The organism is Chelatococcus sp. CO-6 (assembly GCF_001271345.1).
Classification (GTDB): domain Bacteria; phylum Pseudomonadota; class Alphaproteobacteria; order Rhizobiales; family Beijerinckiaceae; genus Chelatococcus_A; species Chelatococcus_A caeni.
On the sequence record NZ_CP012398.1, the window covers coordinates 3,711,635 to 3,738,260 of the forward strand.

20 protein-coding genes and 2 tRNA genes are annotated in these 26,626 nt (G+C 68.8%); 16 read left to right on the forward strand and 6 right to left on the reverse strand.

From position 1 onward, the window contains the following. The first annotated feature begins 37 nt into the window (after window positions 1–37). Window positions 38–1,012, forward strand: a complete 975-nt coding sequence (locus tag AL346_RS17415) for an AEC family transporter (protein ID WP_053193905.1) — start codon at window positions 38–40, stop codon at window positions 1,010–1,012. Between the two features lie 10 nt (window positions 1,013–1,022). Continuing rightward, entirely contained in the window at window positions 1,023–2,132 is a 1,110-nt protein-coding gene (locus AL346_RS17420; protein WP_053193908.1) for a CaiB/BaiF CoA-transferase family protein, read from the forward strand. Here the strand turns inward: AL346_RS17420 and AL346_RS17425 are convergent. Then, window positions 2,124–3,359: a UbiH/UbiF family hydroxylase gene (locus tag AL346_RS17425; protein WP_019403298.1), complete on the reverse strand. Its 1,236-nt coding sequence runs from the start codon at window positions 3,357–3,359 to the stop codon at window positions 2,124–2,126. The genes AL346_RS17420 and AL346_RS17425 overlap by 9 nt on opposite strands. Before the next feature lie 173 nt (window positions 3,360–3,532). Between AL346_RS17425 and AL346_RS17430 the strand changes: the two genes are divergently transcribed. Continuing rightward, a complete protein-coding gene (locus AL346_RS17430; protein WP_019403297.1) occupies window positions 3,533–4,273 on the forward strand; it encodes a TerC family protein in 741 nt (246 codons plus the stop codon). Here the strand turns inward: AL346_RS17430 and AL346_RS17435 are convergent, their stop codons facing one another. Beyond that, the gene (locus AL346_RS17435; RefSeq protein ID WP_026015326.1) at window positions 4,274–6,004 is read right to left on the reverse strand and encodes a SulP family inorganic anion transporter; all 1,731 of its coding nucleotides are present in this window, start codon (window positions 6,002–6,004) and stop codon (window positions 4,274–4,276) included. It abuts the gene before it with no gap. 116 nt (window positions 6,005–6,120) lie between these two features. On the opposite strand from AL346_RS17435, the gene AL346_RS17440 reads away from it, so the two are divergent. From AL346_RS17440 to AL346_RS17460, 5 genes are all read left to right on the forward strand, one after another. Further along, window positions 6,121–7,095, forward strand: a complete 975-nt coding sequence (locus AL346_RS17440; protein ID WP_026015325.1) for a quinone oxidoreductase — start codon at window positions 6,121–6,123, stop codon at window positions 7,093–7,095. A 121-nt stretch (window positions 7,096–7,216) separates the two neighbouring features. Then, window positions 7,217–8,725, forward strand: a complete 1,509-nt coding sequence (locus tag AL346_RS17445; protein WP_019403294.1) for an ABC transporter ATP-binding protein — start codon at window positions 7,217–7,219, stop codon at window positions 8,723–8,725. Next, window positions 8,715–9,809 carry an ABC transporter permease gene (locus AL346_RS17450; protein ID WP_019403293.1) on the forward strand — a complete coding sequence of 365 codons (1,095 nt, stop codon included), beginning with the start codon at window positions 8,715–8,717 and terminating at the stop codon, window positions 9,807–9,809. The genes AL346_RS17445 and AL346_RS17450 overlap by 11 nt, the downstream gene beginning before the upstream one ends. Then, window positions 9,806–10,723: an ABC transporter permease gene (locus tag AL346_RS17455; RefSeq protein WP_019403292.1), complete on the forward strand. Its 918-nt coding sequence runs from the start codon at window positions 9,806–9,808 to the stop codon at window positions 10,721–10,723. The genes AL346_RS17450 and AL346_RS17455 overlap by 4 nt, the downstream gene beginning before the upstream one ends. A gap of 106 nt (window positions 10,724–10,829) precedes the next feature. Further along, window positions 10,830–11,900 carry a BMP family ABC transporter substrate-binding protein gene (locus AL346_RS17460; protein WP_019403291.1) on the forward strand — a complete coding sequence of 357 codons (1,071 nt, stop codon included), beginning with the start codon at window positions 10,830–10,832 and terminating at the stop codon, window positions 11,898–11,900. 70 nt (window positions 11,901–11,970) lie between these two features. Here AL346_RS17460 and AL346_RS17465 read toward each other — a convergent pair whose 3' ends face one another. The 3 genes from AL346_RS17465 to AL346_RS17475 form a co-directional block, all read right to left on the reverse strand. Next, the gene (locus AL346_RS17465; protein WP_053193913.1) at window positions 11,971–13,959 is read right to left on the reverse strand and encodes a PhoX family phosphatase; all 1,989 of its coding nucleotides are present in this window, start codon (window positions 13,957–13,959) and stop codon (window positions 11,971–11,973) included. A gap of 244 nt (window positions 13,960–14,203) precedes the next feature. Then, window positions 14,204–15,613 carry a type I glutamate--ammonia ligase gene (glnA, locus tag AL346_RS17470; RefSeq protein ID WP_026015324.1) on the reverse strand — a complete coding sequence of 470 codons (1,410 nt, stop codon included), beginning with the start codon at window positions 15,611–15,613 and terminating at the stop codon, window positions 14,204–14,206. 58 nt (window positions 15,614–15,671) lie between these two features. Then, window positions 15,672–16,010: a P-II family nitrogen regulator gene (locus AL346_RS17475; protein WP_019403288.1), complete on the reverse strand. Its 339-nt coding sequence runs from the start codon at window positions 16,008–16,010 to the stop codon at window positions 15,672–15,674. Window positions 16,011–16,215: 205 nt separating this feature from the next. Here AL346_RS17475 and AL346_RS17480 point away from each other — a divergent pair, with 205 nt between their 5' ends. Continuing rightward, window positions 16,216–17,703: a bifunctional ADP-dependent NAD(P)H-hydrate dehydratase/NAD(P)H-hydrate epimerase gene (locus tag AL346_RS17480; protein WP_019403287.1), complete on the forward strand. Its 1,488-nt coding sequence runs from the start codon at window positions 16,216–16,218 to the stop codon at window positions 17,701–17,703. A 43-nt stretch (window positions 17,704–17,746) separates the two neighbouring features. Here AL346_RS17480 and AL346_RS17485 read toward each other — a convergent pair whose 3' ends face one another. Further along, on the reverse strand, window positions 17,747–19,162 hold the full coding sequence (locus AL346_RS17485; RefSeq protein WP_040404995.1) for a multicopper oxidase family protein: 1,416 nt from the start codon (window positions 19,160–19,162) through the stop codon (window positions 17,747–17,749). A gap of 212 nt (window positions 19,163–19,374) precedes the next feature. On the opposite strand from AL346_RS17485, the gene AL346_RS17490 reads away from it, so the two are divergent. From AL346_RS17490 to AL346_RS17520, 7 genes are all read left to right on the forward strand, one after another. Then, a tRNA-Leu gene (locus AL346_RS17490) sits at window positions 19,375–19,460 on the forward strand. Between the two features lie 74 nt (window positions 19,461–19,534). After that, window positions 19,535–20,938 carry a trigger factor gene (gene tig / locus AL346_RS17495; protein WP_019403285.1) on the forward strand — a complete coding sequence of 468 codons (1,404 nt, stop codon included), beginning with the start codon at window positions 19,535–19,537 and terminating at the stop codon, window positions 20,936–20,938. A gap of 85 nt (window positions 20,939–21,023) precedes the next feature. After that, a complete protein-coding gene (locus AL346_RS17500; protein WP_019403284.1) occupies window positions 21,024–21,647 on the forward strand; it encodes an ATP-dependent Clp protease proteolytic subunit in 624 nt (207 codons plus the stop codon). Between the two features lie 236 nt (window positions 21,648–21,883). Then, a complete protein-coding gene (clpX, locus tag AL346_RS17505; RefSeq protein WP_019403283.1) occupies window positions 21,884–23,149 on the forward strand; it encodes an ATP-dependent Clp protease ATP-binding subunit ClpX in 1,266 nt (421 codons plus the stop codon). A gap of 248 nt (window positions 23,150–23,397) precedes the next feature. After that, a complete protein-coding gene (gene lon, locus AL346_RS17510; RefSeq protein WP_019403282.1) occupies window positions 23,398–25,827 on the forward strand; it encodes an endopeptidase La in 2,430 nt (809 codons plus the stop codon). A gap of 301 nt (window positions 25,828–26,128) precedes the next feature. Next, the gene (locus tag AL346_RS17515; protein WP_019403281.1) at window positions 26,129–26,407 is read left to right on the forward strand and encodes an HU family DNA-binding protein; all 279 of its coding nucleotides are present in this window, start codon (window positions 26,129–26,131) and stop codon (window positions 26,405–26,407) included. Window positions 26,408–26,529: 122 nt separating this feature from the next. Then, a tRNA-Val gene (locus AL346_RS17520) sits at window positions 26,530–26,605 on the forward strand. Window positions 26,606–26,626: the final 21 nt, after the last annotated feature.

A 26,626-nucleotide genomic window follows, 5' to 3' on the forward strand; every position in this document is an offset into this window, starting at 1 on the left:
TCGGGGCGGGCGCCACGCCGCCCGCCGGGAGCCCTCGATGACGGACCTTGCCGCGCTGATCAGCCTCGTTGCGCCCTTCTTCGGGCTCATCGCGCTCGGCTTCTATTGCGGCAAGCGGGTCCATATTCCCGAGGGCGGGCTCGCGTGGATGCAGTTCTTCCTCATCTACGTCGCGCTGCCGCCGCTGTTCTACCGGCTCATCGTCAACACGCCGATCGAGGAGCTCGCCAACTGGCCCTTCATCGCGGCGACGACCCTGTGCACCTTCAGCGCCTTTGCGATCTCGTTCTCGACGGGAATGGCGACGTCGCGCGGCGACATCTCGCAGGCGACCCTGCGCGGGCTCGCGGGCGCCTATTCCAACATCGGCTACATGGGGCCGCCGCTCGTGCTCGCCGCCCTCGGCAGCGGAGCGAGCGCTCCGGTGGCGCTGATCTTCGTCTTCGACAACATCCTGCTCTTCACGCTCGTGCCGTTCCTGATGACCATCGGCGGCGCCGACAAGCGCAGCTTCGCCGAGACGACGCGGGCCGTGGTCTGGCGGGTGGTGACGCACCCGTTCAACCTCGCCACCGCCGCCGGCGTCGCGGCGAGCTATTTCAGGCTCACGCTGCCGGACTTCGCCGACAAGATGGTGACCTGGCTCGCCGGGGCGGCCGCGCCCTGCGCGCTCTTCATCCTCGGGGTGACGGTGGCGCTCAGGCCGCTCGGGCGCCTGCCGCTCGAGGTGCCAGCCCACGTCGTCGTCAAGCTCATCATCCACCCGCTGCTGGTCTGGGTGGTTCTTTCGGCCTTCGGCGATTTCGATCCGGTCTGGGTCTATGCGGCGGTGCTGATGGCGGCGCTGCCGCCGGCCCTCAACATCTTCGTCCTGTCGACGCAGTACCGCATCGGCCTGGAACGCGCCTCGGCGGCCATCCTCGTCGGCACCGTCACCTCCATGGTGACGCTGACGGGCTTTCTCTGGCTCATCAAGACGGGCAGGATGCCTCACGATCTGTTTCCGTCGTGAGGGGCAATATATGGCGCATCTGCCGCTCGAGGGCCTCGTCGTCCTCGATTTCTCGACCCTGCTGCCGGGGCCGCTGGCGACCCTGATGCTTGCCGAGGCCGGGGCCGAGGTGATCAAGGTGGAAAAGCCGCAGGGCGACGACATGCGGCACTTCCCGCCGCGGCTCGGCGAGACTTCGGCGCCCTTCGCCGTCCTCAACGCCGGCAAGCGCAGTATCGCCCTCGACCTGAAGGACCCTGACCAGCGGGCGGCGCTGCGCCCCCTCGTCGAGCGGGCGGATATCCTCGTCGAGCAGTTCCGCCCGGGCGTCATGGCGAAGCTCGGCCTCGGCTACGAGGCGCTGAAGGTCATCAACCCGCGCCTCGTCTATTGCTCCATCACCGGCTTCGGGCAGGAGGGGCCGCGGGCGCAGGAGGCGGGCCACGACCTCAACTATGCCGCCGTGGCGGGGCTCCTGTCGCTCAGCCCCGGCACGACGCGGAGCCCGACGGTGCCGCCGATGCTGGCGGCCGACATCGGCGGCGGCTCGCTGCCGGCGGTGCTCAACATCCTCCTTGCCCTGCGCCAGCGCGACCTCACCGGCGAGGGCATGCATCTCGACATCGCCATGAGCGACGCCATGTTCACCTTCGCCTGGTACGGCCTCGCCCAGGGTCACGCCACCGGCCGCTTTCCGGGGGCGGGGGAGAATGTCCTCGCCGGCGGCTCGCCGCGCTACGGCCTCTATGCCACCCGCGACGGGCGCTTCCTCGCCGTGGGGGCCCTGGAACAGAAGTTCTGGGACACCTTCTGCGGCGCGCTCGACCTGCCGGAGGCCCTCCGGGACGACCGGCGCGATCCGGCGGCGACGCGTGCGGCGATCGCCGAGCGCATCGCCGCGCAGGACGCGGACGAGTGGCATCGGCGGCTTACCCCGCTCGACTGCTGCTGCACGGTCGTGGCGAGCCTCGACGAGGCGGTGCGCGACCCGCATTTCACCGCTCGCGGCCTCATGGGAGCGACCGCGGCGACGCCCGACGGCAGCCGCATTCCGCTCGCCGCCGTGCCCATCGACCCGCAGCTGCGCCGCGCCCGCGGCGAGCCGCGCCCGGTGCCGGCGCTCGAGCCCGGGTCACAATAGCGGGTCGGCGGCCCCGGCGCGGGACATCAGCCGCGGCAGGCGGGCGTGCGGGGCGAGCCCCTCGCGCATGACGAAGCGGCGCAGCGGCCCGATGAGATCGAGCGCGATGAGGCCGGCCCCGCGCAGGAGGTCGGCCGGGAGGAAATGCGCGAGCAGCGTCCGGTTCAGCGCGTCGACGCCCGTCGTCCTGAGGCGCACGTCGAGCCGCCGGCCGCGTTCGTAGGCTCCGAGGGCTTCCGGGCTGCCGATGTCGAGGCCGCGCGTGCGCGCATCGACCACGGCATCGCGCAGATTGGCGACGTCCCGCATGCCGAGGTTGAGGCCCTGCGCGCCGATGGGCGGAAAGACGTGGGCCGCCTCGCCGGCGACGGCGATGCGATCGGCGGTGAAACGCGCGACCGAAAGGCCGCTCATCGGCACGCGCCCGCGCCCGCCCTCGACGCGCATGCGCCCGAGCATGGACCGCGCCTGCCGCTCGACGGCGAGCGCGAAGCCTTCGTCGTCGCGCGCCGCGAGCGTCTCCGCCTGCTCGGGGCTGCACACCCACACGAGGCTGGAGCGCAGCCCCGGCAGCGGCACCAGCGTGAAGGGCCCCGAGCGGGTGTGGAACTCCGTCGAGGTGTCGCGGTGGTCGCGGCTGTGCGCGAGGATCGCGGTCAGCGCCGTCTGCGGATAGGACCATTCGCGGATGTCGATGCCCGCGTCGGCCCGCATGCGCGAGTTGCGTCCGTCGGCCGCCACGACGAGGGGCGCCCGGAGGATGCGGCCGTCGTCCAGGCTCACTTCGGCGAAGTCGGCACCGGCCGTGAAGGCGGTGGCGGACGCGGCCACGCGCGCGAGCCCACGGGTGTTGTCGGCGAGGGCGGCAAGGCCCGCGACCAGCGTCGCGTTCTCGATGTTGTAGCCGAAGGCGTCGAGGCCGATCTCGCCGGCGTTGAAGGTCACCGGCGGCGGGCGGAAGAGGTTGTCCGTCGCATCGACGAGGCGCATGTGCGCCATGGGGGCCGCCTGCATCTGCAGGCCGTGCCAGGCGCCGATGGCGTCGAGCAGGCGGATGGAGGCATCGAGCAGCGCGACCGTGCGTCCGTCGCGCGCCGTGCGCACCTCGCCGATAAGCGTGGTGCGGAGGCCTTCCTGCGCCAATGCGATGGCGAGGGCGAGGCCGGCCGGGCCGGGCCCGACGACGATGACATCGGCATCCGCCGCCGGGGCTTTCCGTTTCGCCATCGCACTCCTCCAGCTCTGCTGCGCCTTGCGCCGCAACTCCGTCTCTGGGCTACCGCAAGGTGGGCGCTGATGCCAGAGGGCCGGCTGCCGCATGCCACTGCAGCAGGATTGTCGCAGCTTCCGGGCCATGCTTTCCTGCCCGGCAGTGCCTCATCCCGACGGAGCTCACACGCATGTTCGAATGGGTGGCCAATCCCGCCGGCTGGGCCGCGCTCGTCACACTCTCGGCCATGGAGATCGTGCTCGGCATCGACAATGTCGTATTCATCTCCGTGCTGGTGTCGAAGCTGCCGCGCGACCAGGCGGAGCGGGCTCGCCGCATCGGCCTCCTGCTCGCGCTCGTCTTCCGCGTGGCCCTGCTCTTCGCGCTCACGGCCATCATGCGCCTGACGGAGCCGGTCTTCACCATCCTCGGCAACGGCTTCTCGTGGCGCGACATCATCCTCATCGCCGGTGGCGCCTTTCTCATCGCCAAGGCCACCCACGAGATCCATGCCGAGATGGAAGGCCCGGACGAAACCGAGCGGCGCGGCACGGCGCCCGGCGCCTTCACGGCGGCCGTGGCGCAGATCACCGTCATCGACCTCGTCTTTTCGGTCGATTCCATCGTCACGGCCATCGGCATGGCGCAGGACGTGTCGATCATGATCATCGCCGTCGTCATCGCCATGGCGGTGATGTATGCGGCCTCCGGCCCCGTCAGCCGCTTCATCGCCCATCACCCGACCACGAAGATGCTGGCGCTGTCCTTCCTCATCCTCATCGGCGTGTCGCTGGTGGCCGAGGGCGGCGAGATCCATATCCCGCGCGGCTACATCTATTCGGCCATGGCCTTCGCCGCGGGGGTCGAGGCGATCAACGTCATGGCCGGCCGCAAGCGGCGCAAGCACGCTGGGGGGCGCGGGGAGGCCTGATCAGAGCGTGGCGAGCGCCCGGCTCGCCGCGTCGCGCGCCGCCGCAACGCTGGCGGCATAGCGCACGAGCGGCACCTTCAGCCCCTCATGCGCCAACACCCTCCTGACGGAGGAGCTCGCGCCGGCGATATAGAGCCGGGCCCCGCGCCGCGTCGTCTCCTGAGCGATCGACAGGAGCGCGCGGGCCGCCGTCGAATCGGCGAAGGGCACCTCCGACAGGTCGAGCACCAGCGCCTTGGGGCGGCTGCCGATGCGCTCGAGGATGGCGCCGACATTGCCGGCGGCGCCGAAGAAGAGCGGACCGGCGATGCCGTAGACGACGATGTCCGGATCGGCGACGCGGCCGCTGTCGTAGGCCTCCCTTGCGCCGGCCGGCGCGTCCGCCTCGTCCTCCATGCCGAGCGAGGCGTGCCGCTCCACGGCGACGAGCTCGCCCATGCGGTGCATGAAGAGGAAGCTGCCGAGCACGACGCCGACGGCGATGCCCTCCGTCAGGTCGCGGAAGACGGTGAGGAGGAAGGTGGCGAGCAGCACCACGGCCTCGCCGCGCGACCGGGTGAGGATCGACGCGAAGGCGTGCCGCTCGGCCATGTTCCAGGCCACCACGGCGAGCACGGCCCCGAGCGCCGCCAGCGGCACATAGGCGGCGAGCGGTGCCGCCACCAGCATGAAGACGAGCAGGAAGAGCGCGTGCAGCATGCCGGAGACGGGCCCGACAGCCCCGGCGCGCACGTTCGTCGCCGTGCGGGCGATGGTGCCCGTCGCGGTGAGGCCGCCGAAGAGCGGCGAGGCGATGTTGGCGATGCCCTGCGCCACGAGCTCGCAGTTCGAGCGGTGGCGCCGCCCCGTCATGCCGTCGGCGACCACCGCCGACAGGAGCGATTCGATGCCGCCGAGCAGCGCGAGCGCCAGCGCATCCGGCAGGACGGTGAGCACCTTGTCGAGCGACAGGGCCGGCATACTCGGTGCCGGCAGGCCGCGCGGCACCTCGCCGAAGCGCGAGCCGATGGTCTCGACCGGCAGGCCGAAGGCCCAGGAGGCGAGGGTGGCCGCAAGCACCACGATGAGGAAGGCCGGCAGCCGCGCATCGATGCGGCGCACGAGGATGATGAGGCCGATCGAGGCGACGGCGAGGGCGATGGTCGCCCCGTTCGCCGTCTCGCGCACCTGCCACAGCGCCTCGACCTTCGGCAGGAGGGCCGCAGGCTCGGGCCCGGCCAGCGTCAGGCCGAGGAGCTCCTTGAACTGGCTCGCCAGGATGATGACGGCGATGCCGGCGCTGAAGCCGACCGTCACCGGATGCGGGATGTACTTGATGTAGGTCCCGAGCCGAAGAAAGCCGATGAGGACGAGCACGAGGCCGGCGATCATCGTGGCGAGCAGGAAGCCGTCATAGCCGTGGCGCTCGATGGTGGCGGCCACGAGCACGATGAAGGCGCCGGCCGGGCCGCCGATCTGAAAGCGGCTACCGCCGAAGGCGGAGATGAGAAAGCCGCCGATGATGGCGGTGGCGAGGCCCTTGTCGGGGCTCACCCCGCAGGCGATGGCGATCGCCATCGACAGGGGCAGCGCGACGATGGCGACGGTCAGGCCCGCCAGCGCGTCGGCGCGCAGCTGCGGCAGGCCATAGCCCTCGCGCAGCACGGTGACGAGCTTGGGCGTGAACAGGTCCCGCAGGCTGGGAGACGGCCTCGGAGACGGTCTCGGTGACGTTTTTGCCTGCTGAAGCATGGGGTTTGGCCCTGACGCAAATTACAAAATGTATTTGTAGTATATAAGCCGGGAGCCGCATTGCCTACGACGGCATTGCATATCTAACATGCAATGCAACACGAGGGATGGAAGCCGTGAAAGCAATCCGCATTCACCGCCACGGCGGGCCAGAGGTGCTCGCCTATGAGGACGTCGACATCGGCCAGCCGGGTCCCGGCGAGGTCCGCGTGCGCAACATGGCGATCGGCCTCAACTTTATCGACGTCTATTTCCGCACCGGCGCCTACAAGCCGCCGGGCCTGCCGTTCACGCCCGGCAACGAAGGGGCAGGCGAGGTGGTGGCGGTGGGCGAGGGCGTCGGCGATTTCGCTCCGGGCGACCGCGTCGCCTATGCCGCGACGCTCGGCTCCTACGCCGAGGAGCGGATCGTGCCGGCCCATTTCCTGGTGCACCTGCCCGGCGCCATCGACTTCGAGACGGGCGCGGCCATGATGCTGAAGGGCCTGACGGCGCAATATCTGCTGCGCCGCACCTTCCGCGTCGAGGCCGGCCACACCATCCTCGTCCATGCGGCGGCGGGTGGTGTCGGCCTCATCCTGACCCAGTGGGCGAAGCACCTCGGCGCGACGGTCATCGGCACCGCCGGCTCGCCGGACAAGGCCGAGCTCGCACGGCAGAACGGCTGCGACCACGTCATCGACTACCGCAAGGAGGACTTCGTCGCGCGGGTGAAGGAGATCACGGGCGGCGAGGGCTGCCACGTCGTCTATGACGGCGTCGGCAAGGCGACCTTCCCGGGCTCGCTCGATTGCCTGCGCCGCTTCGGCTATTTCGTCAGCTTCGGCTCGGCCTCCGGGCCCATCGAGGCCTTCGACATCCTGCTCCTGGCGCAGAAGGGCTCGCTCTTCGCCACCCGGCCGACGCTGTTCACGCATCTGGCCACGCACGAGGACGTGGTCGAGATGAGCAACGATCTCTTCCATGTGGTCGAGAGCGGTGTCGTCAAGATCCCGATCCACACCCGCATGCCGCTCGCCGAGGCGGCCGAGGCGCACCGCCGCCTCGAGGCGCGGCAGACGACCGGGGCGACGGTGCTCCTGCCTGAGTAGAGCTTCATTGGCACGGATCCTGCCTCCTCGGGCGGGGCGAGATACGGGGCAGGGCGGCGTGACGGAGTTGGGCGCAACAGCGGGCGCGGGGGCGGATGAGACGGGGCCGCCGCTCATCGCCATGCACGGCATCACCAAGGTCTTTGGCTCGCTCGTTGCCAACGACCACATCGACCTCGCCATCCGGGCGGGGGAAATCCATGCCCTGCTCGGCGAGAACGGCGCCGGCAAGTCGACGCTCGTCAAGATCCTCTACGGCCTGCTCGAGCCGACGGAGGGCGAGATCCGCTGGCGCGGCGAGCCGGTGCGCCTCGCGGGACCGCAGGAGGCGCGCTCCCTCGGCATCGGCATGGTCTTCCAGCATTTCTCGCTGTTCGAGAACCTGACGGTGGCGGAGAACATCGCCGCCGCCATGCCGCCTGATCTGTCGCTCGCCGAGGTTGCCGCGAAGGCGCGGGACGTGTCGGGCCAGTACGGCCTGTCCGTCGACCTCGACCGGCCGGTGTGGACGCTCTCGGCCGGCGAGCGCCAGCGCATCGAGATCATCCGCTGCCTGCTGCAGGACCCGCGGCTGATCGTGCTCGACGAGCCGACCTCGGTGCTGACGCCGCAGGAGGCGGACCGGCTGTTCGTGACGCTGGAGCGCCTGGCGGCGAGCGGCTGCGCCATCCTCTACATCTCGCATCGCCTCGAGGAGGTGCGGCGGCTGTGCTCCTCGGCCACGATCCTGCGCGCCGGCCGCGTCGTCGCCACCATCGACCCGCGCGCCGTCAGCGCCCGCGAGATCGCCGGCCTGATGGTCGGCACCGCCCTGCACGACGTGGTCGCCGGGCGTGGTGCCGCCGAAGGGGCGCCGCGGCTCGTCGTACGCGGCCTCTCGCTCGCCTCAGAGAAGGCGCACGGCCAGGCGCTGCGAGACATCGAGCTTGCCGTGCGGGCGGGCGAGGTCCTCGGCATCGCCGGGGTTGCCGGCAACGGCCAGGGGGAGCTTTTCGCGGCCCTCTCCGGCGAGCGCCTCGCCCATGGACCAGGCGTTGTCGCCATCGATGGCAAGCCCGTCGGGCATCTCGGCGTGACCGAGCGGCGGCGGCTGGGCGCCGCCTTCGTGCCGGAGGAGCGGCTCGGCCATGGCGCCGTGCCCGACCACCGCCTCGCGGAGAACACCCTGCTCTCGCGCCACGGCACCGGCGGCCTCGTCTCGCGCGGCTTCGTGCTCGCCGACGCGACGCGGGCGTTGGCGACGCGCATCATCGAGACCTTCGACGTGCGCAAGGAGGGCGCGGACCCGCGCGCCCGCACCCTTTCCGGCGGCAATCTGCAGAAATTCGTCGTCGGCCGCGAGATCCTGCGCGAGCCGGGCGTGCTCGTCGTCAACCAGCCCACCTGGGGCGTGGATGCGGGCGCCGCCGCGCTCATCCGCCAGGCGCTGGTCGATCTCGCCCGCAGCGGCAGCGCCGTCCTCGTCATCAGCCAGGACCTCGACGAATTGTTCGAGATGGCCGACCGCATCGCCGTCATCCACGCCGGCGAACTGAGCGCGCCGGAGGCGACGGGCGACCTCACGCGCGAGACGGTCGGCCTGCTCATGACGGGCGCCGCGGCACCGAAGGGGATCGTCCATGCGCATTGAGCTGCAGCAACGCCAGGCGCCCTCGGCCATCGCGCGGCTCCTGGCGCCCGTGCTGGCGCTGGCCGCCGCCTTCCTGCTCGGCGGCGTCGTCGTCGCGGCCATGGGCCGCTCGCCGCTCGCCGCGCTCGACGTCTATGTGCTGCAGCCCTTGTCCGATCCGTGGGCGCTGCAGGAGATGGTGGTGAAGGCGACGCCGCTGGTGCTCATCGCCGTCGGCCTGTCCTTCTGCTTCCGGGCCAACCTGTGGAACATCGGCGCCGAGGGCCAGTTCGTCGTCGGCGCCATCTGCGGCAGCACCGTCGCGCTCGCCACGCACGGCACGGAGGCGGGCGCCTGGGTGCTGCCGGCGATGCTGCTGCTCGGCACGCTCGGCGGCATGGCCTGGGCGAGCGTGCCCGCCTTCCTGCGCGCGCGCTTCGGCGTCAGCGAGATCCTGACCAGCCTGATGCTCGTCTACGTGGCCGAGCTGATCCTCGACTATCTGGTGCGCGGGCCCTGGCGCGATCCCAAGGGCTTCAACTTCCCCCAGTCCGTCACCTTCGACGAGGCGGCGACGCTGCCCTTCCTCACCGACGGGGGGCGCCTGCATGTCGGCATCCTCATGGCGCTCGTCGCCGTCGTCGTCGCCTTTGTCGTGATGGGCCACACCATCTTCGGCTACCGCCTCAGGGTCACGGGCGAAGCGCCTCGCGCCGCACGCTTTTCCGGCTTCAGCGAGCCGCGCACGACCTTCATCGTCTTCGCCATTTCCGGCGGCCTCGCCGGGCTTGCCGGCATCGTCGAGGTCGCTGGCCAGATCGGCCAGCTGAAGCCGTCGATCTCGCCGGGCTACGGCTTCACGGCGATCATCGTCGCCTTCCTCGGGCGCCTCAACCCCTTCGGCATCCTGCTCGCCGGCCTTGTCATGGCCCTGACCTTCATCGGCGGCGAGGCGGCGCAGATCACGCTGCGCCTGCCGTTCGACCTTACGCGCACCTTCCAGGGCATCCTGCTATTCTGCGTCCTGGGTGCCGACGCGCTCGTCACCTATCGCGTGCGGCTTGTGCGCGGGGCGCCGGCACAGGCGGCCGGGAGGGCGGCATGAGCATCGTCGAGGCCATTCTCCTCACTATCGTCACGGCCTCGACGCCGCTCCTCATCGCGGCGCTCGGAGAGCTCGTCACCGAGCGGTCCGGCGTCCTCAACCTCGGCGTCGAGGGCATGATGGCGATGGGCGCCGCCTGCGGCTTCGCGGGCGCCATCCTGTTCGATTCGACCCTTCTCGGCGTCCTCTGCGGCATCCTCGCCGGTGGCCTGACGGCGGCGCTCTTCGCCTTCGCCGTGCTCGGCCTCGCCGCCAACCAGGTCGCCTCGGGCCTGGCGCTGACCATCTTCGGCCTCGGCCTGTCCGGGCTCATCGGCGCGCCCTTCATCGGCGCCCGGCGTGATCCCATCACGCATCTGCACATCCCGGGCCTCACGGACCTGCCGCTCGTCGGGCGCCTGTTCTTCGGCCAGGACGCCTTCGTCTACGCCTCGCTCCTCTTGTGCCTCGGCGTCGGCTGGTTCCTGTTCCGCACCCGCAAGGGCCTTCTCCTGCGGGCGGTGGGCGAGAACCAGACCTCGGCCCATTCCCTCGGCCTGCCGGTGCTGCGGGTGCGCCTGCTCGCCATCCTCTTCGGCGGCGCCTGCGCCGGTCTCGCGGGGGCCTATCTCTCGCTCGTCTACACGCGCTTCTGGTCGCCGGGCATGACCTCCGGGCGCGGCTGGATCGCGGTAGCGCTCGTCGTCTTCGCCGCCTGGCGGCCCGGCTGGGCCTTCTTCGGCGCCTATCTCTTCGGGGCGGCGACGGTGCTGCAGCTCCATGCGCAGGCGGCGGCGATCGGCATCCCGTCCCAGGCGCTGTCGGCCCTGCCGTATCTTGCGACGATCGTCGCGCTCGTCGTTCTCTCGCTCGGCCGGCGGCGCGACACCGGCGCCCCGGGTTCGCTCGGCGCACCTTTCGTGCCGGACCGATAGCTTGCTAAATTCGTCCGTCCCGCCATGCCGGAGAGGGGACGTCGCAGGGGGCGGCGTCCTGCGGGGCGGACAAGGCCAGCCCCCATTCGAGTGACAGGGACCCACGATGAAGCGTCTATTCACCCATCTTCTGGCGACGGCGGCACTGGCGCTCGTCGCCGGTTCCGCCAGCGCGCAGGACAAGCTCAAGGTCGGCTTCATCTATGTGGGGCCGGTCGGTGACCACGGCTGGAGCTACCAGCACGATGTCGGCCGCAAGGCCATCGAGGAAGCGCTCGGCGACAAGGTCGAGACGAGCTACGTCGAGAGCGTGCCGGAGGCCGATTCCGAGCGCGCCATCGAGCAGCTCGCCCGCACCGGCCACAAGCTCATCTTCACCACCTCCTTCGGCTTCATGGAGCCGACGCTGAAGGTGGCGAAGAAATATCCGGACGTGAAGTTCGAGCACGCCACCGGCATCAAGCGCGCCGACAACGTCTCCACCTATGCGGCCAAGTTCCACGAGGGCCGCTACGTCATCGGCCAGATCGCGGCCAAGATGTCGAAGACCGGCATCATCGGCTATGTCGGCGCCTATCCGATCCCCGAGGTCGTCTCCGGCATCAATGCCTATTTCCTCGGCGCCCAGTCGGTGCGGCCGGACATCAAGATCAAGGTGGTCTGGGCCAATTCCTGGTACGACCCGGGCAAGGAGGCCGATGCCGCCAAGGCGCTGCTCGACCAGGGCGTCGACGTGATGGCCCAGCACACCGACAGCCCGGCGCCCCTGCAGGCCGCCGAGGCGCGTGGCCTCTTCGGCTTCGGCCAGGCGTCGGACATGATCCGCTTCGCGCCCAAGACGCAGCTGACCGCCATCGTCGACAACTGGAACGACTATTACGTCGCCCGCGCCAAGGCCGTGCTCGACGGCACCTGGAAGTCCGAGGACACCTGGGGTGGCCTCGACAGCGGCATGGTGAAGATGGCGCCCTACACCAACATGCCGGACGACGTGAAGAAGATGGCCGAGGAGACGGAGGAGGCGATCCGCACCGGCAAGCTCAACCCCTTCAAGTGCCCCGTCCTCAAGCAGGACGGCAGCGAGGTGGAATGCCAGGGCGGTACGGCTTTGTCCGACGAGCAGGTGCTCGGCATGAACTTCTACGTCAAGGGTATCGAGGACAAGCTGCCGCAGTAAGCGGCGGCACCGTCTCCACGAGGAACGGCCGGCGCGGTTGCGCCGGCCGTTCGCGTTTGTAACGGAGGAATCAGCCGGCGATCTTGCCGCCGCCCTGCTTCGTGATGGCGACGATCGACGGGCGCGGCGGCATGCCGTCCTCGAAATCCGGCCAGCGCGTCGCCGGATCGTCGAAGGTCGAGATGCGGCCGAAGGCCGACCAGTCCTTGCCGTCGTCGCCGGGGTGCTGCACGGCGACGAAGAAGGTGGTGAGGTCCGGCGTCGGCATGGGGCCGCAGAGCTCGGCGCCGGCCGGGCAGCGGAAGAACAGCTTGGAGGTGCCGCGCGCCGCGCCTTCCGTGTCGACGGCGAAGAGCCCGTCGGCGCGGCCGGTGCTCTTCTCCGACATGCCGTCGGTCGACACCCACAGGCGCCCCTCGCTGTCGATGGCGCAGTTGTCCGGCATGCCGAACCAGCCGTCCTTGCTCGTCGCCGAGGAGAAGGTGGCGCCGACGTCGGCGATCGACGGATCGCCGCATTTGACGAGGATTTCCCAGGTGAACTTGCGCGCCGCGTGGTCGCCGCCCTCCGGCAGCATCTCGATGATGTGGCCGAACTCGTTGTTGGCGCGCGGGTTGGCGGCGTCGACCTGCTCGGTCTTGCGGCTCGTGTTGTTGGTCAGGATCACGTAGACCTTGTCGGTCTGCGGGTTGGCCTCGACGTCCTCCGGCCGGTCCATCTTGGTGGCGCCGAGGAGGTCGGCGGCGCGGCGCGCCTCGATGACGACATCCGCCTGGCTGGCAAAGCCGTTCGCCGCCGTCAGCGGCCCTTCGCCGAAGACGAGCGGCAGCCATTCGCCGGTGCCGTCGGCGTCATAGCGGGCGACATGGAGCGTGCCCCTGTCGAGCAGGTCCATGTTGGCGGCGCGGTCGGCCGGATCGACCCGGCCTTCGGTGACGAACTTGTAGACGTAGTCGAAGCGCTCGTCGTCGCCCTGGTAGACGACGAAGCGTCCGTCCTTGTTGACGATGTTCGCCGCGCCCTCGTGCTTGAAGCGGCCCATGGCCGTGCGCTTCTTCGGCACCGAGGTGGGGTCGAGCGGGTCGATCTCCACCACCCAGCCGAAGCGGTTCGATTCGTTCGGCTCCTTGGCGAGGTCGAAGCGGTCGTAGTGCTGGCCCCAGTTGTAGGAATTGCCGGGCACGCCGTAGCGCTTCAGCGCCGCCTCCTCGGGGTGGCCGTCGGCCTTGCCCCAGAAGTAGCCGTTGAAGTTCTCCTCGCACGTCAGCCAGGTGCCCCAGGGCGTGATGCCGCCGGCGCAGTTGTTGAGCATGCCGCGCACCTTGCGCCCCTCCGCATCGTAGGAGGTCTTCATGCGCTCGGCGCCGGCGGCGGGGCCGGTGATCTCCATCTCCGTCTCGGCGGTGATGCGGCGCGCATATTTCGAATCCGGCACCACCTGCCACTTGCCGTCCACCTTGCGGACCTCGATGACCGAGCCGCCGTGCGCCATCATCTCGATGTCGACGAGCGCCTTCGTCATGTCCTTGAAACGGACGTCCTTGGTGTGCTGGGGCGGGATGCCCGGGAACATCAGCTCCTCGTTGGTGTATTCGTGGTTCACGACGAGGAGGCCGTGCGCCGACGGGTCGGCGGCGTCGGGCAGGGGGATGTAGCCGAGGAAGTCGTTGTTGTAGCCGAACTGCCCGGCCTGCGCCTCGGCGCTCTGGCTCTTCGGATCGAACGCCGACGCGCCGGGCAGCACGGGGTCGCCCCAGCGGATGAGGATGTCGGCGTCATAGCCCTCGGCGACGTGGTGCCGCTCGTCGACACCCGCCGCCGGCTCCTTGAAGCGGAAGGCCGAGGCGTCGGTCTCGGCGCGCGCCTTCTCGGCCGTGGTGAGCGCCAGCGGCGAGACGGTGGCCGAAATGGCGGTGACGGCCAGCGCCCCGCGCATCAGGTCGCGGCGGCTGAAGCGCTGGGCGATGATCTCGCCCATGCTGGGATTGTCGCTCGTGTTGCGGCCGAGGTTCTCTGATTCCTCGTAAGCCTGGGAGCGGGTCAGCTCAGCGTCGGTCATCCTGGGATCCCCCGATGGAAAATCAGCCGCTCACAGTTAGGGCCGGGGCATGTCCGACGGATGACACTACGTCCCGCGGTCCACTGTAACCGATGACGCCCGCAGACGACGTTTCTCCATCGGCCATGGCGCCTGCGAGACCGAGGCCACGGTGGAGAAGGACCCTGAAACGAAACAGCCGGGGCCCGAAGACCCCGGCTGCCATATTCCGGTGCGGGCGGCCGGAAGGGCCCCCCGCGCTGCATCAGACCGAGTAGTACATATCGAACTCGACCGGGTGCGGCGTGTGCTCGAAGCGGATGACGTCCTGCATCTTGAGCTCGATATAGGCGTCGATGAAGTCGTCGCTGAACACGCCGCCGGCCTTGAGGAAGGCGCGGTCCTTGTCGAGGGACTGCAGGGCCTCGCGCAGGCTGGCGCAGACGGTCGGGATCTTCTTCAGCTCGCGCGGCGGCAGGTCGTAGAGATCCTTGTCCATCGCCGAGCCCGGGTCGATCTTGTTCAGGATGCCGTCGAGGCCGGCCATGAGCAGGGCCGCGAAGCCGAGGTAGGGGTTCGCCGTCGGGTCGGGGAAACGCACCTCGACGCGCTTGGCCTTCGGCGAGTTCGTCCACGGAATGCGGCAGGAGGCCGAGCGGTTGCGCGAGGAGTAGGCGAGGAGCACCGGCGCCTCGAAGCCCGGGACCAGACGCTTGTAGGAGTTGGTCGACGGGTTGGTGAAGGCGTTGATGGCCTTGGCGTGCTTGATGATGCCGCCGATGTACCACAGGCATTCCTGGCTGAGGTCGGCATATTTGTTGCCGGCGAACAGCGGCTTGCCGCCCTTCCAGATCGACTGGTGCACGTGCATGCCCGAGCCGTTGTCGCCGTAGACCGGCTTCGGCATGAAGGTGGCCGACTTGCCGTAGCTCTGGGCGACGTTGTGGATGCAGTACTTGTAGACCTGCATCTGGTCGGCCATCAGCGTCAGCGTGTCGAACTTCATGCCGAGTTCGTGCTGGGCCGAGGCCACCTCATGGTGGTGCTTCTCGACCTTGACGCCCATGGCAGCCATGGCCGCGAGCATCTCGCCGCGCATGTCCTGGCCGGCATCGAGCGGCGGGACCGGGAAGTAGCCGCCCTTGGTCGGGATGCGGTGGCCGAGGTTGCCGCCCTCGTAGTCCGTGTCGCCGTTGATCGGCAGCTCGGCCGCATCGAGCTTGAAGCCCGTGTTGTAGGGGGTGGCCATGAACTTGACGTCGTCGAAGACGAAGAACTCGGCTTCGGGGCCGACGTAGATGGTGTCACCGAGGCCAGTCGACTGCAGGAAGGCCTCGGCCTTCTTGGCGATGCCGCGCGGGTCGCGGTTGTAGGCCTCGCCCGTGGTCGGCTCGAGAACGTCGCAGACGATGGAGAGCGTCGCGGCCGAGAAGAACGGGTCGACGGTGGCGGTGGCCGGGTCCGGCATGAGCAGCATGTCGGATTCGTTGATGGCCTTCCAGCCGGCGATCGAAGAGCCGTCGAACATCGTGCCTTCGGCGAAGATTTCTTCGTCGATCATCGACACATCGAAGGTGACGTGCTGCCACTTGCCACGCGGATCGGTAAAGCGGAAGTCGACATACTTGATGTCTTCGTCCTTGATCAGCTTGAGCACGTCCTTAGCGCTCTTCATCATTATCATCCTCTAGTGGAACTGGCCGTCAGCGGCCCGTGGGGTGGCGTAGGTTGGATCAAATCGCGTCCGTGCCGGTCTCGCCGGTGCGGATGCGGATGACCTCCTCGACCGTGGATACAAAAATCTTGCCATCTCCGATCCGGCCCGTCTGGGCCGCCTTGCGGATGGCCTCGACCGCCCGGTCGACCATCTCGTCGGCAAGCACGATCTCGATCTTCACCTTGGGCAGGAAGTCGACGACGTATTCGGCGCCGCGGTAGAGCTCGGTATGGCCCTTCTGGCGGCCGAAACCCTTGGCTTCGATGACGGTGATACCCTGCAGGCCGACGTCCTGAAGCGCCTCCTTCACCTCGTCGAGCTTGAAGGGTTTGATGATCGCTTCGATCTTCTTCATGCCGTGCAGCCTCCGCAGGATCAGTCAGTGCAAACAGCTCGTGTGGCTCTTACCATCAAAGCCGATCGGCCTGCCACGGGGAATTGGCCGTTCCCTGCCGCGCAATGTTGCAGCCGGACGACATTTGGAGGCTAAAAATTGTGCATATGCTACTTTTTTCATCGACCCCGTCGAGGGGGATGCCATCGCGGCGGCAGGATGCCCGATGCTTGAGCTGTTGACCTGCGCCGAGATGGCTGCGGCGGATGGGCGCACCATCGCGGGTGGCACGCCGGGCATCGTGCTGATGGAGCGGGCCGGGCAGGCCGTGGCCGAGCGGGTGCTCGCCCGGGCTTCCGGGCCGCGGCGCATCGCCGTCCTGTGCGGCCCCGGCAACAATGGCGGCGACGGCTTCGTCGCTGCGCGCCTGCTCGCGGTCGCCGGCCATGATGTCGCCGTCTACGCCCTTCTGTCGCCGGACCGGCTGGCGGGAGACGCCGCCGAGGCGGCCCGCGGCTGGGAAGGCGAGATCCTGCCGCTCGCAGGCTGGCGCGCCGACGGTGTCGACATCGTCGTCGACGCCATGTTCGGCGCCGGGCTCGCCCGCGACATCGCCGCACCGCTCGACGCGGTGATCGCGGCGGTGAATGCCGCCGGCGCCCATGTCGTCGCGGTCGACGTCCCCTCCGGCATCGACGGCGACACCGGCGCCGTGCGGGGCTGCGCCATCCAGGCGGACGAGACGGTGACCTTTGCCCGGCGCAAGCCCGGCCATCTGCTGATGCCGGGACGCGGACATTGCGGCCCTGTCCATGTTGCGGACATCGGCATCACCGATGCGACGGTGGCCGCGCTCGATGTGCGGACGGCCGCGAACGCTCCCGGCCTCTGGCGGGGTGAACTGCCGCGCCCGGATGCGGCGGGCCATAAATACAAGCGCGGCCATCTCGTCGTCGCCTCCGGCGGGCCGGCGCGGACGGGGGCTGCGCGCCTCGCCGCGCGGGCCGGCCTGAGGGCCGGGGCCGGGCTCGTGACGGTCGCCTCGCCGCCGGCGGCCGTCGCCGTCAATGCGGCGCAGCTCACCGCCGTCATGGTGCGCGCCGTCGACGGTGCCGAAGAGCTCGCCGACCTGCTGAGCGACGCACGCTTCTCGGCGCTCGTTCTCGGGCCGGCGCTGGGCATCGGCGAGGAGACGCGCCGCATGGTCGAGGTGGCCGCCGCCGCGCGCCGGCACCTCGTGCTCGATGCGGATGCGCTGACGAGCTTTTCGAATAATCTCGCCGGCCTGTGGCAGGTGGTGACCTCCGCCGCGCCGGCCGGCATCGTGCTGACCCCGCACGAGGGCGAGTTCGCCCGGCTGTTCGGCGAGGCCGAGGGCGTCGCGCAGGCGCGCTCCAAGCTGGAGCGGGCCCGTGCCGCCGCCGCCGCGAGCGGGGCCGTCGTCGTGCTCAAGGGCCCCGATACGGTGATCGCCGCGCCGGACGGACGCGCCGTCATCAACGAGAACGCCCCGCCGTGGCTGGCGACGGCCGGGACGGGCGACGTGCTCGCCGGCATCATCGGCGGCCTCATGGCCCAGGAGATGCCGGCCTTCGCGGCTGCTTGCGCCGGCGTGTGGATGCACGGGGCGGCGGCCGCCGCCTTCGGGCCGGGCCTCATCGCCGAGGACCTGCCGGAGAGGCTGCCGCAGGTGTGGCGGACGTTGCTGGATTAGCTTTCGTTTTCAGCGGGAAGGGGCGGCTTCTTGAATCGCCGCCTCATGTCACCTCGTACCAGGCGGCGAGGCCGGCCGGCAGCCGGTCGAGGATGGCCGAGCCGATCAGCCAGCGGCCTGGATTGTCGGCGACGAAGGCGATCCGCACCGTGCGCCCGGGCGGCACGGCGAACGTGTCGAGCCAGTAGGGCTCCCAGCCGTCGTCGAGCGGATGCAGCAGCCGCACATGGTGCCCGTGGATGTGCAGGGCCTGCACGAAGGCGGTCTGGTTGGTGAAGGCCAGCACGGCCGGCTTGCCGCGCGGCACGCGCAGCAGCGGCTCGCGCTGGTCTGTGAAGGCGGCGCCGTTGACCTGCCAGAGGCGCGTGACATCGGCATCGGTCGCCGGCTGGGTCGGGTCGAGGCCGCCGCCGATCACCGCCTCGGCGCGCAGGGCGGCGGCAAGGTCGATGGCGGCCGGCAGGTCCGGCGCCGGCAGCGCCGGCCGCGGCGCTTCCGCGTGCGGGGAGCGGGCGTCGCTCGCCGCGAAGGTGACCAGCGGCACGGCCGACGTGCCGAACAGCCCGCTGACGGCGGCGCCTTCGCCTGGCGTGACGACGACGTCGAGCCGGCCGCCGGGCAGCAGCGTCAGCGTCGCGCGGGCCGGGGCGAAGGGCTCCGTGGCGATGCTGTCGACGGCGATGACCTCCGCCTCCATGGCGTCGAAGCGCAGGGTGAAGATGCGCGCGTTCGCGGCATTGACGAGGCGCAGCCGCGCCCTGCCGCGCTGCGGCAGCGTCACCGCCTGCGGCGGCGTCGCGCCGTTCACCGTCAGCCAGTTGCCGAGTCGGCCGGCAAAGCCTGCATCCTCCCCGGTGCCGAAGCTCGCCCGCAGGGCGCCGCTCTCCTCGAGCGCCCAGTCCGACAGGACGACGGTCACGTCCTCGTCCACGGCGATCAGTTCCGGCTCAGGGACCACGAGCGTGCCGTAGAGCCCGCGGGCGGACTGCTCGGCGGCATGGGCGAGGGTGGCCGGGCGCAGGAGAAATGTGCCCGGCCGGGCGGGCGTCAGGGTGAGGGTGCGCTCGGCGCCGGGCGGGACCGCATCCCCTGCGAGCGGCGCTGCCCCGTCGAGCGCATTGTCGACCCTCAGGCCGAGGATATGCATCGAGACCGGCTGCGGCAGACCGTTGGCGAGGTGCAGCGCCAGGGGCTCGCCGAGGGGCGCGCGCAGCCGTGCCCCTGCGGCATCGCCGGTGAAGCTCCACAGGTCCGCGGCTCCCGCGGCGGAGGGGTTGAGCTCGACCGCCGCCGGCGCGGCGGCAAGGCGGGCGCCGCCTCCGGCAGCGGGCTGGGCGCAGGCCCTGCGCGCGGTGCCCGCGAGCAGCGCAAGGCCGCCGAGCCCCTTCACGAATGTGCGACGGGCCATGGCCACGGCAGGGGGTAGTGAGGAGCTCGTCTTTTCGTCGAATTGCGCCATGGAGACCGTCGCCGCGTCGGGAGGCTCAGATCTAGCGCGAAGCGGTGTCCGGAACGAGGGAGCGGCGGCACTTTTTCGCTCCCTTCGCGCGGCTCCGCCGGAGTGCAGGGCACAAAAGGCGGCGCGCGTCATTTTTTTGCTGCATCACGCTTCTGTCATGATATAGAGCCCCGTCCCGGAAGGGGTCTTGCCCGCAAGGCGAGGCTCCGGTTGCGGGCGTGGCGGAATTGGTAGACGCGCTGGATTTAGGTTCCAGTGACGACAAGTCGTGGGGGTTCGAGGCCCTCCGCCCGCACCATGCGCCTTGGTGAGGTTCGGCGCGGCCGACCCTTGTGAATGATCATTCAGAGCGAACGGAATAGAGCTGTAAAGATGCAGGCGACGCAAACCCTGTCCGAGGGGCTCAAACGCGAGTTCAAGGTGGTCGTGCCGGCCGCCGATCTGGAAACGAAGCTCACGGGCGAGCTGGCCGGACTGAAAGATCGTGTCCGCATCAACGGCTTCCGCCCGGGCAAGGTGCCGCTGACGCACCTGCGCCGGCTCTATGGCCGTGCCGTGATGGCGGATGTGGTGCAGAGCGCCGTCAACGACGCCAACCGCCAGATCGTCGAGGAGCATTCGCTCAAGCTCGCCCAGGAGCCTCAGGTCACGTTCCCCGAGAACAAGGACGAGATCGAGGCCGTGATGGAGGCGAAGGCGGATCTTGCCTTCACCGTCGCGCTCGAGGTCCTGCCGCAGATCGAGATCAAGGACTTCTCCGGCATCGAGCTGACCAAGGAGGTCGCCGAGATCGGCGACGCCGAGGTCGACGAGGCGCTGGAGCGGATGGCCAAGCAGAACCGCAGCTTCTCCTCGAAGGACGGCGCCGCGGAGACGGGCGACCGCCTGACGGTCGACTTCGTCGGCACCATCGACGGTGAGGCCTTCGAGGGCGGCACCGCCGAGGACATCAAGGTCGAGATCGGCTCGAACTCCTTCATCCCGGGCTTCGAGGAGCAGCTCGTCGGCGCCAAGGCCGGCGAAGACCGCACCGTCGACGTCTCCTTCCCCGAGAACTACCTGGCGCCGAACCTCGCCGGCAAGGCCGCGTCCTTCGCCGTGAAGGTCAAGGACGTCGAGGCTCCCGACGCGCTCAAGATCGACGACGAGCTCGCCAAGGGCTTCGGCATGGAGTCGCTCGACAAGCTCAAGGACGCCGTGCGCGAGGCCATCGGGCGCGACTTCGCCGCCCAGTCCCGGCGCAAGCTGAAGCGCATCCTGCTCGACGCCCTCGACGAGCAGTACACCTTCGACCTGCCGCCGAGCCTCGTCGAGCAGGAATTCGCCGGCGTGTGGAACCAGGTCGAAGCCGAGATGAAGCAGTCCGGCAAGACCTTCGCCGACGAGGACACGACCGAGGAGGAGGCGCGCGCCGAATATCGCCGCATCGCCGAGCGTCGCGTGCGACTCGGTCTGGTCCTTGCGGAAATCGGCGAGAAGGCCGATGTAAAGATCACGGACGACGAGGTGACCCAGGCTGTCATCGAGCGCGCCCGCCAGTTCCCCGGCCAGGAGAAGGCCGTGTGGGACTACTATCGCAAGAACCCGCAGGCGCTCGCCGAGATCCGCGCCCCGATCTTCGAGGAGAAGGTGGTCGACCACCTCCTCGGCCAGGTCAAGGTGACGGAGAAGGCGGTGTCGCGCGAGGCTCTGTTCTCGGACGACGAGGACGGCGAGGCTGGCGCGGACGAGGGCAAGAAGGCCAAGAAGGCCTCCAAGTCCAAGAAGAAGGCGTAACAGGCTATCCTGCGGGCGATTCGCTGCAGGATCGCCCGCAGGGTCGGTTCACGGCCGCGGGCATTCGGAACCGACGAGGAAGACGATGAGGGATCCGTTAGAGGTCTATAACAACACGCTCGTGCCGATGGTGGTGGAGCAGTCCAACCGCGGCGAGCGTGCGTTCGATATCTATTCCCGCCTCCTGCGCGAGCGAATCATCTTCCTCACCGGCCCGGTGGAGGATTACTCGGCCTCGCTCATCGTGGCGCAGCTGCTGTTCCTCGAGGCGGAGAACCCGAAGAAGGAAATCTCCTTCTACATCAACTCCCCGGGCGGGGTGGTGACGTCGGGACTGTCCATCTACGACACGATGCAGTTCATCCGTTGTCCCGTTTCGACCCTGTGCATCGGCCAGGCGGCCTCCATGGGCTCGCTCCTTCTCGCTGCGGGCGAGGCCGGACAGCGTTTCGCACTGCCGAATGCGCGCATCATGGTGCACCAGCCGTCGGGCGGCTTCCAGGGCCAGGCGACGGACATTCTCATCCACGCGCGCGAGATCGAGGCGCTGAAGCGCCGCCTCAACGAGATCTACGTGAAGCACACGGGCAAGGATCTCGTCTCCATCGAGCAGGCTCTGGAGCGCGATTTCTTCATGACCGCCGATGCGGCCCGCGACTTCGGCCTCATCGACCAGGTGCTGGCGACGCGCCCGGAGGTGGCGGCCTGATCGAGGTTGTCCCCAAGGGCGGGGCGGGGGACGGGCGCCGGCTCCGGCGTGCCGTCCCATTTCTGTTGATCGGCATGCGGCACCATGTTTGCATGGTAGCCGTCATCGAATGAATCGGCGCGCTGGCGCCGGGCGAAGATCGCGGAATTACCCTTTCTTAGATCGACGCCTATATGAAGATGTGATGACGCTCGTACCGCGTGGTGCGGCACGGGCGGATCGAGCGGAGACGGACCATGAGCAAGACCAGCGGTGGCGACGCCAAGAGCACGCTCTACTGCTCATTCTGCGGCAAGAGCCAGCACGAGGTCCGCAAGCTCATCGCTGGACCGACCGTGTTCATCTGCGACGAGTGTGTGGAACTGTGCATGGACATCATCCGCGAGGAATCCAAGTCCTCGCTGGTGAAATCCCGCGACGGCGTGCCGACGCCGAAGGAGATCAGCAAGGTCCTCGACGATTACGTGATCGGCCAGGACCATGCCAAGAAGGTGCTCTCCGTCGCGGTGCACAACCACTACAAGCGCCTCGCGCATGCGACGAAGCACAACGACGTCGAGCTGGCGAAGTCGAACATCCTGCTCGTCGGGCCGACCGGCTCGGGCAAGACGCTGCTCGCCCAGACGCTGGCGCGCATCCTCGACGTGCCGTTCACGATGGCGGATGCGACCACCCTGACGGAGGCCGGCTACGTCGGCGAGGATGTCGAGAACATCATCCTCAAGCTCCTGCAGGCCTCGGACTACAACGTCGAGCGGGCCCAGCGCGGCATCGTCTACATCGACGAGATCGACAAGATCTCGCGCAAGTCCGACAACCCCTCGATCACCCGCGACGTGTCGGGCGAGGGCGTGCAGCAGGCGCTCCTGAAGATCATGGAGGGCACGGTGGCCTCGGTGCCGCCCCAGGGCGGGCGCAAGCACCCGCAGCAGGAGTTCCTGCAGGTCGACACCACCAACATCCTCTTCATCTGCGGCGGCGCCTTCGCCGGGCTAGAGCGCATCATCAGCGCGCGCGGCAAGGGTACCTCGATCGGTTTCGGCGCGACCGTGCAGGCCCCGGACGACCGGCGCACGGGCGAGATCTTCCGTGAGGTCGAGCCGGAGGATCTGCTGAAGTTCGGCCTCATCCCCGAGTTCGTCGGCCGCCTGCCGGTCATCGCGACGCTGGAGGATCTCGACGAGGCCGCCCTGACGACGATCCTCAAGGAGCCGAAGAACGCGCTGGTCAAGCAGTACCAGCGGCTCTTCGACATGGAGAACGTCGAGCTCACCTTCTCGGACGAGGCGCTCGGGCTCATCGCCCGCAAGGCGATCGAGCGCAAGACCGGCGCTCGCGGCCTGAGGTCCATCATGGAGGGCATCCTGCTCGACACCATGTATGACCTGCCCGGCCTCGAGGGCGTGGAGCAGATCGTCATCAGCCCGGAGGTGGTCGAGGGCAAGGCCAAGCCCTTGTTCATCTACGCGGATCGACAGGCGGAAACGAGCGCCAGCGCCTGACACGCGCTCGCTCGCCGGTTGCACGGAGCAGGGCCGATCACCGTTTTGCGAGCAGGCCCTGCGTCCTTTCTTGAAACACACGGCACGGGACGCCACCTAACGCCCAACACCCGGTGCCGGCATGCTCTTGAAAGAGGTGCCGGCAAGGTGTGTCGGGGCAGCCGCAGCGACGGTGAGCGCGCCCGACAATCCGTCCGCTGTCGGCCCATCGGGGCGGGGGCGGGCGCAATGGAAAGGAACTGAGGGCTATGACCAATTCCAAGCCCCGCCAGCCGGCCATTCCGGGCACTGTTGCCGTTTATCCGGTCTTGCCCCTGCGCGATATCGTCGTCTTCCCGCACATGATCGTGCCGCTCTTCGTCGGCCGCGAGAAGTCGATCCGCGCGCTCGAGGAAGTGGTCAAGAACGACGGGCACATCCTGCTCGCGACGCAGATCAACGCCTCTGACGACGACCCGGCGACGGACGCGATCTACCAGGTCGGCACCGTGGCGAGCGTGCTGCAGCTCCTCAAGCTGCCCGACGGCACCGTGAAGGTCCTCGTCGAGGGTGCCGGCCGCGCCAAGGTGCGCCAGTACACCCGCAGCGACGACTACTACGAGGCCGAGGCCGAGGTGCTGGCCGAATCCGCCGGCAATGCGGTGGAGACGGAGGCGCTCGCCCGCTCCGTGGTCTCGGAGTTCGAGAACTACGTCAAGCTGAACAAGAAGGTTTCGCCCGAGGTCGTCTCCGCGGTGACGCAGATCGACGATCCCTCGAAGCTCGCCGACACGGTCGCCTCGCACCTCGCCGTCAAGATCGCCGACAAGCAGGCGATCCTCGAGACGACGTCGGTCGCAGAGCGGCTCGAGAAGGCCCTCGGCCTGATGGAGAGCGAGATCTCCGTCCTGCAGGTGGAAAAGCGCATCCGCACGCGCGTCAAGCGCCAGATGGAGAAGACCCAGCGCGAGTACTACCTCAACGAGCAGATGAAGGCGATCCAGAAGGAGCTCGGCGACGAGGATGGTCGCGACGAGCTCGCCGAGCTGGAAGAGCGCATCGAGAAGACGAAGCTGACCAAGGAGGCGCGCGAGAAGGCGCAGGGCGAGCTGAAGAAGCTGCGCCAGATGTCTCCCATGTCGGCCGAGGCGACGGTGGTGCGCAACTACCTCGACTGGCTGCTCGGCATCCCGTGGGGCAAGCGCTCGCGCGTGAAGAAGGACCTGAACCTCGCCCAGGAGGTGCTGGACACCGACCACTTCGGCCTCGACAAGGTCAAGGAGCGCATCGTCGAATATCTCGCCGTCCAGCAGCGCGCCAACAAGCTGACGGGCCCGATCCTGTGCCTCGTCGGCCCTCCCGGCGTCGGCAAGACCTCGCTCGGCAAGTCCATCGCCAAGGCGACGGGGCGCGAGTTCGTGCGCATGTCGCTCGGCGGCGTGCGTGACGAGGCCGAGATCCGCGGTCACCGGCGCACCTACATCGGCTCGCTGCCCGGCAAGATCATCCAGTCGATGCGTAAGGCCAAGACGTCCAATCCGCTCATCCTGCTCGACGAGATCGACAAGCTGGGCATGGACTTCCGCGGCGATCCGGCCTCGGCTCTGCTCGAGGTGCTGGATCCTGAGCAGAACTCGTCCTTCAACGATCATTACCTCGAGGTCGACTACGACCTGTCGAACGTGATGTTCGTGACGACGGCGAACACGCTCAACATCCCGCCGGCCCTGCTCGACCGTATGGAGGTGATCCGCATCGCCGGCTACACGGAAGAGGAGAAGGCGGAGATCGCCCGGCGGCATCTCATTCCCAACGCCGTCGGCAAGCATGGCCTGCAGCCGAAGGAATGGGAGGTCGACGACGCCGGCCTGCTCACCCTGGTTCGCCGCTACACGCGCGAGGCGGGCGTGCGCAATCTCGAGCGTGAGATCGCCAACCTGATCCGCAAGGCGGTGAAGGAGATCATCCTCACCAAGAAGAAGAAGATCACCGTCACCGCCGACAACATCTCCGACTACCTCGGTGCGCCGAAGTTCCGCTACGGCGAGATCGAGGCGGAGGACCAGGTCGGCACGGTCACGGGCCTCGCCTGGACGGAGGTCGGCGGCGAGCTCCTGACGATCGAAGGCATCATGATGCCCGGCAAGGGCAAGATGACCGTCACCGGCAACCTGCGGGACGTGATGAAGGAATCGATCTCCGCGGCGGCGTCCTACGTCCGCTCGCGTGCGGTCGACTTCGGCATCGAGCCCCCGCTGTTCGAGCGGCGTGACATCCACGTGCACGTTCCCGAGGGGGCGACCCCGAAGGACGGTCCGTCGGCCGGCATCGCCATGGCGACCGCCATCGTCTCGACGCTCACGGGCATCCCGGTGCGCCGCGACGTCGCCATGACGGGTGAGGTCACCCTGCGCGGACGGGTGCTGCCGATCGGCGGCCTCAAGGAGAAGCTCCTCGCCGCCCTGCGCGGCGGCATCAAGAAGGTGCTGATCCCCGAGGACAACGCCAAGGATCTGGCGGACATCCCGGCTTCGGTGAAGAACGGCCTCGAGATCGTCCCCGTGTCGCGCATGGAGCAGGTGCTCGGCCATGCCCTGGTGCGCCAGCCCGAGGCGATCGTCTGGGACGAGGAGGCCGCTTCCAGGAAGGCTGCGGTCGCCGCCGGTGACGAGGACGGCACGGGTCTCGTCGCTCACTGAACGGCACCTCGACGACTGAAATGAAGGAGGCGGGACCAGCGGTCCCGCCTTTTTCATTGAGGAGCCGCGATTCGCTTGCAGGCCAAGGGAAACGCCGCATCGGACCTTCCGGGCCGAATTTGGGCGCCTTCAGCGTCCGATAAGGATGCTTTTTTGTGGTTTTGCGGCCTGTAACCGTTGCATTTCTTGGGATTCTGCGGCATCGGGGTTGAGCGTGCCGCCGCTGTTGCGGGCGGGCGTGTCCGCGCCATGTGGCGCATTCGGTTCGCAGCTGTGACGGCGCGAATGTAAGGAGGACAACATGAACAAAGGTGAACTCGTCTCGGCCGTCGCCGAGAAGGCGGGCCTCACGAAGACCCAGGCCACCGAGGCGATCGACGCGGCGATTGACGCCATCACGGGCGCTCTGAAGAAGGGCGACGAAGTGAAGCTGGTCGGGTTCGGCACCTTTGCGGTCGCCGATCGTGCGGCTGGCACGGCGCGCAATCCGCGTACGGGCGAGACGATCCCCGTGCCGGCGTCCAAGGCGCCCAAGTTCAAGGCCGGCGCTGCCCTCAAGGATGCCGTCAACGGCAAGTGATGTTGCGGGGCGAGCCGATCGCCCGAGGCTGCTCCGCCGTTCGCGATCGCGGATGGGTCCAGAGCCCTTGCGGCAGGCGCGGCTCGCCCCTAAACACTAAGGTTCCAGGACGCCGCAGTCATGGGCGGTTAGCTCAGTCGGTAGAGCATCTCGTTTACACCGAGAGGGTCGGCGGTTCGAGCCCGTCACCGCCCACCATTCAGGTCTCCGGACCCTTCG

What these genes read in the sequence shown, in the direction of transcription:
- AL346_RS17475 (WP_019403288.1), bottom strand. Translation starts at nt 16,010, where the DNA reads ATGAAGAAGATCGAAGCGATCATCAAACCCTTCAAGCTCGACGAGGTG.
- AL346_RS17515 (WP_019403281.1), top strand. Translation starts at nt 26,129, where the DNA reads ATGAACAAAGGTGAACTCGTCTCGGCCGTCGCCGAGAAGGCGGGCCTC.
- AL346_RS17485 (WP_040404995.1), bottom strand. Translation starts at nt 19,162, where the DNA reads ATGGCGCAATTCGACGAAAAGACGAGCTCCTCACTACCCCCTGCCGTG.
- AL346_RS17425 (WP_019403298.1), bottom strand. Translation starts at nt 3,359, where the DNA reads ATGGCGAAACGGAAAGCCCCGGCGGCGGATGCCGATGTCATCGTCGTC.
- AL346_RS17455 (WP_019403292.1), top strand. Translation starts at nt 9,806, where the DNA reads ATGAGCATCGTCGAGGCCATTCTCCTCACTATCGTCACGGCCTCGACG.
- AL346_RS17420 (WP_053193908.1), top strand. Translation starts at nt 1,023, where the DNA reads ATGGCGCATCTGCCGCTCGAGGGCCTCGTCGTCCTCGATTTCTCGACC.
- AL346_RS17445 (WP_019403294.1), top strand. Translation starts at nt 7,217, where the DNA reads ATGCACGGCATCACCAAGGTCTTTGGCTCGCTCGTTGCCAACGACCAC.
- AL346_RS17430 (WP_019403297.1), top strand. Translation starts at nt 3,533, where the DNA reads ATGTTCGAATGGGTGGCCAATCCCGCCGGCTGGGCCGCGCTCGTCACA.
- AL346_RS17480 (WP_019403287.1), top strand. Translation starts at nt 16,216, where the DNA reads ATGCTTGAGCTGTTGACCTGCGCCGAGATGGCTGCGGCGGATGGGCGC.
- AL346_RS17465 (WP_053193913.1), bottom strand. Translation starts at nt 13,959, where the DNA reads ATGACCGACGCTGAGCTGACCCGCTCCCAGGCTTACGAGGAATCAGAG.
- glnA (WP_026015324.1), bottom strand. Translation starts at nt 15,613, where the DNA reads ATGAAGAGCGCTAAGGACGTGCTCAAGCTGATCAAGGACGAAGACATC.
- tig (WP_019403285.1), top strand. Translation starts at nt 19,535, where the DNA reads ATGCAGGCGACGCAAACCCTGTCCGAGGGGCTCAAACGCGAGTTCAAG.
- AL346_RS17500 (WP_019403284.1), top strand. Translation starts at nt 21,024, where the DNA reads ATGAGGGATCCGTTAGAGGTCTATAACAACACGCTCGTGCCGATGGTG.
- clpX (WP_019403283.1), top strand. Translation starts at nt 21,884, where the DNA reads ATGAGCAAGACCAGCGGTGGCGACGCCAAGAGCACGCTCTACTGCTCA.
- AL346_RS17415 (WP_053193905.1), top strand. Translation starts at nt 38, where the DNA reads ATGACGGACCTTGCCGCGCTGATCAGCCTCGTTGCGCCCTTCTTCGGG.
- AL346_RS17460 (WP_019403291.1), top strand. Translation starts at nt 10,830, where the DNA reads ATGAAGCGTCTATTCACCCATCTTCTGGCGACGGCGGCACTGGCGCTC.
- AL346_RS17450 (WP_019403293.1), top strand. Translation starts at nt 8,715, where the DNA reads ATGCGCATTGAGCTGCAGCAACGCCAGGCGCCCTCGGCCATCGCGCGG.
- AL346_RS17435 (WP_026015326.1), bottom strand. Translation starts at nt 6,004, where the DNA reads ATGCTTCAGCAGGCAAAAACGTCACCGAGACCGTCTCCGAGGCCGTCT.
- lon (WP_019403282.1), top strand. Translation starts at nt 23,398, where the DNA reads ATGACCAATTCCAAGCCCCGCCAGCCGGCCATTCCGGGCACTGTTGCC.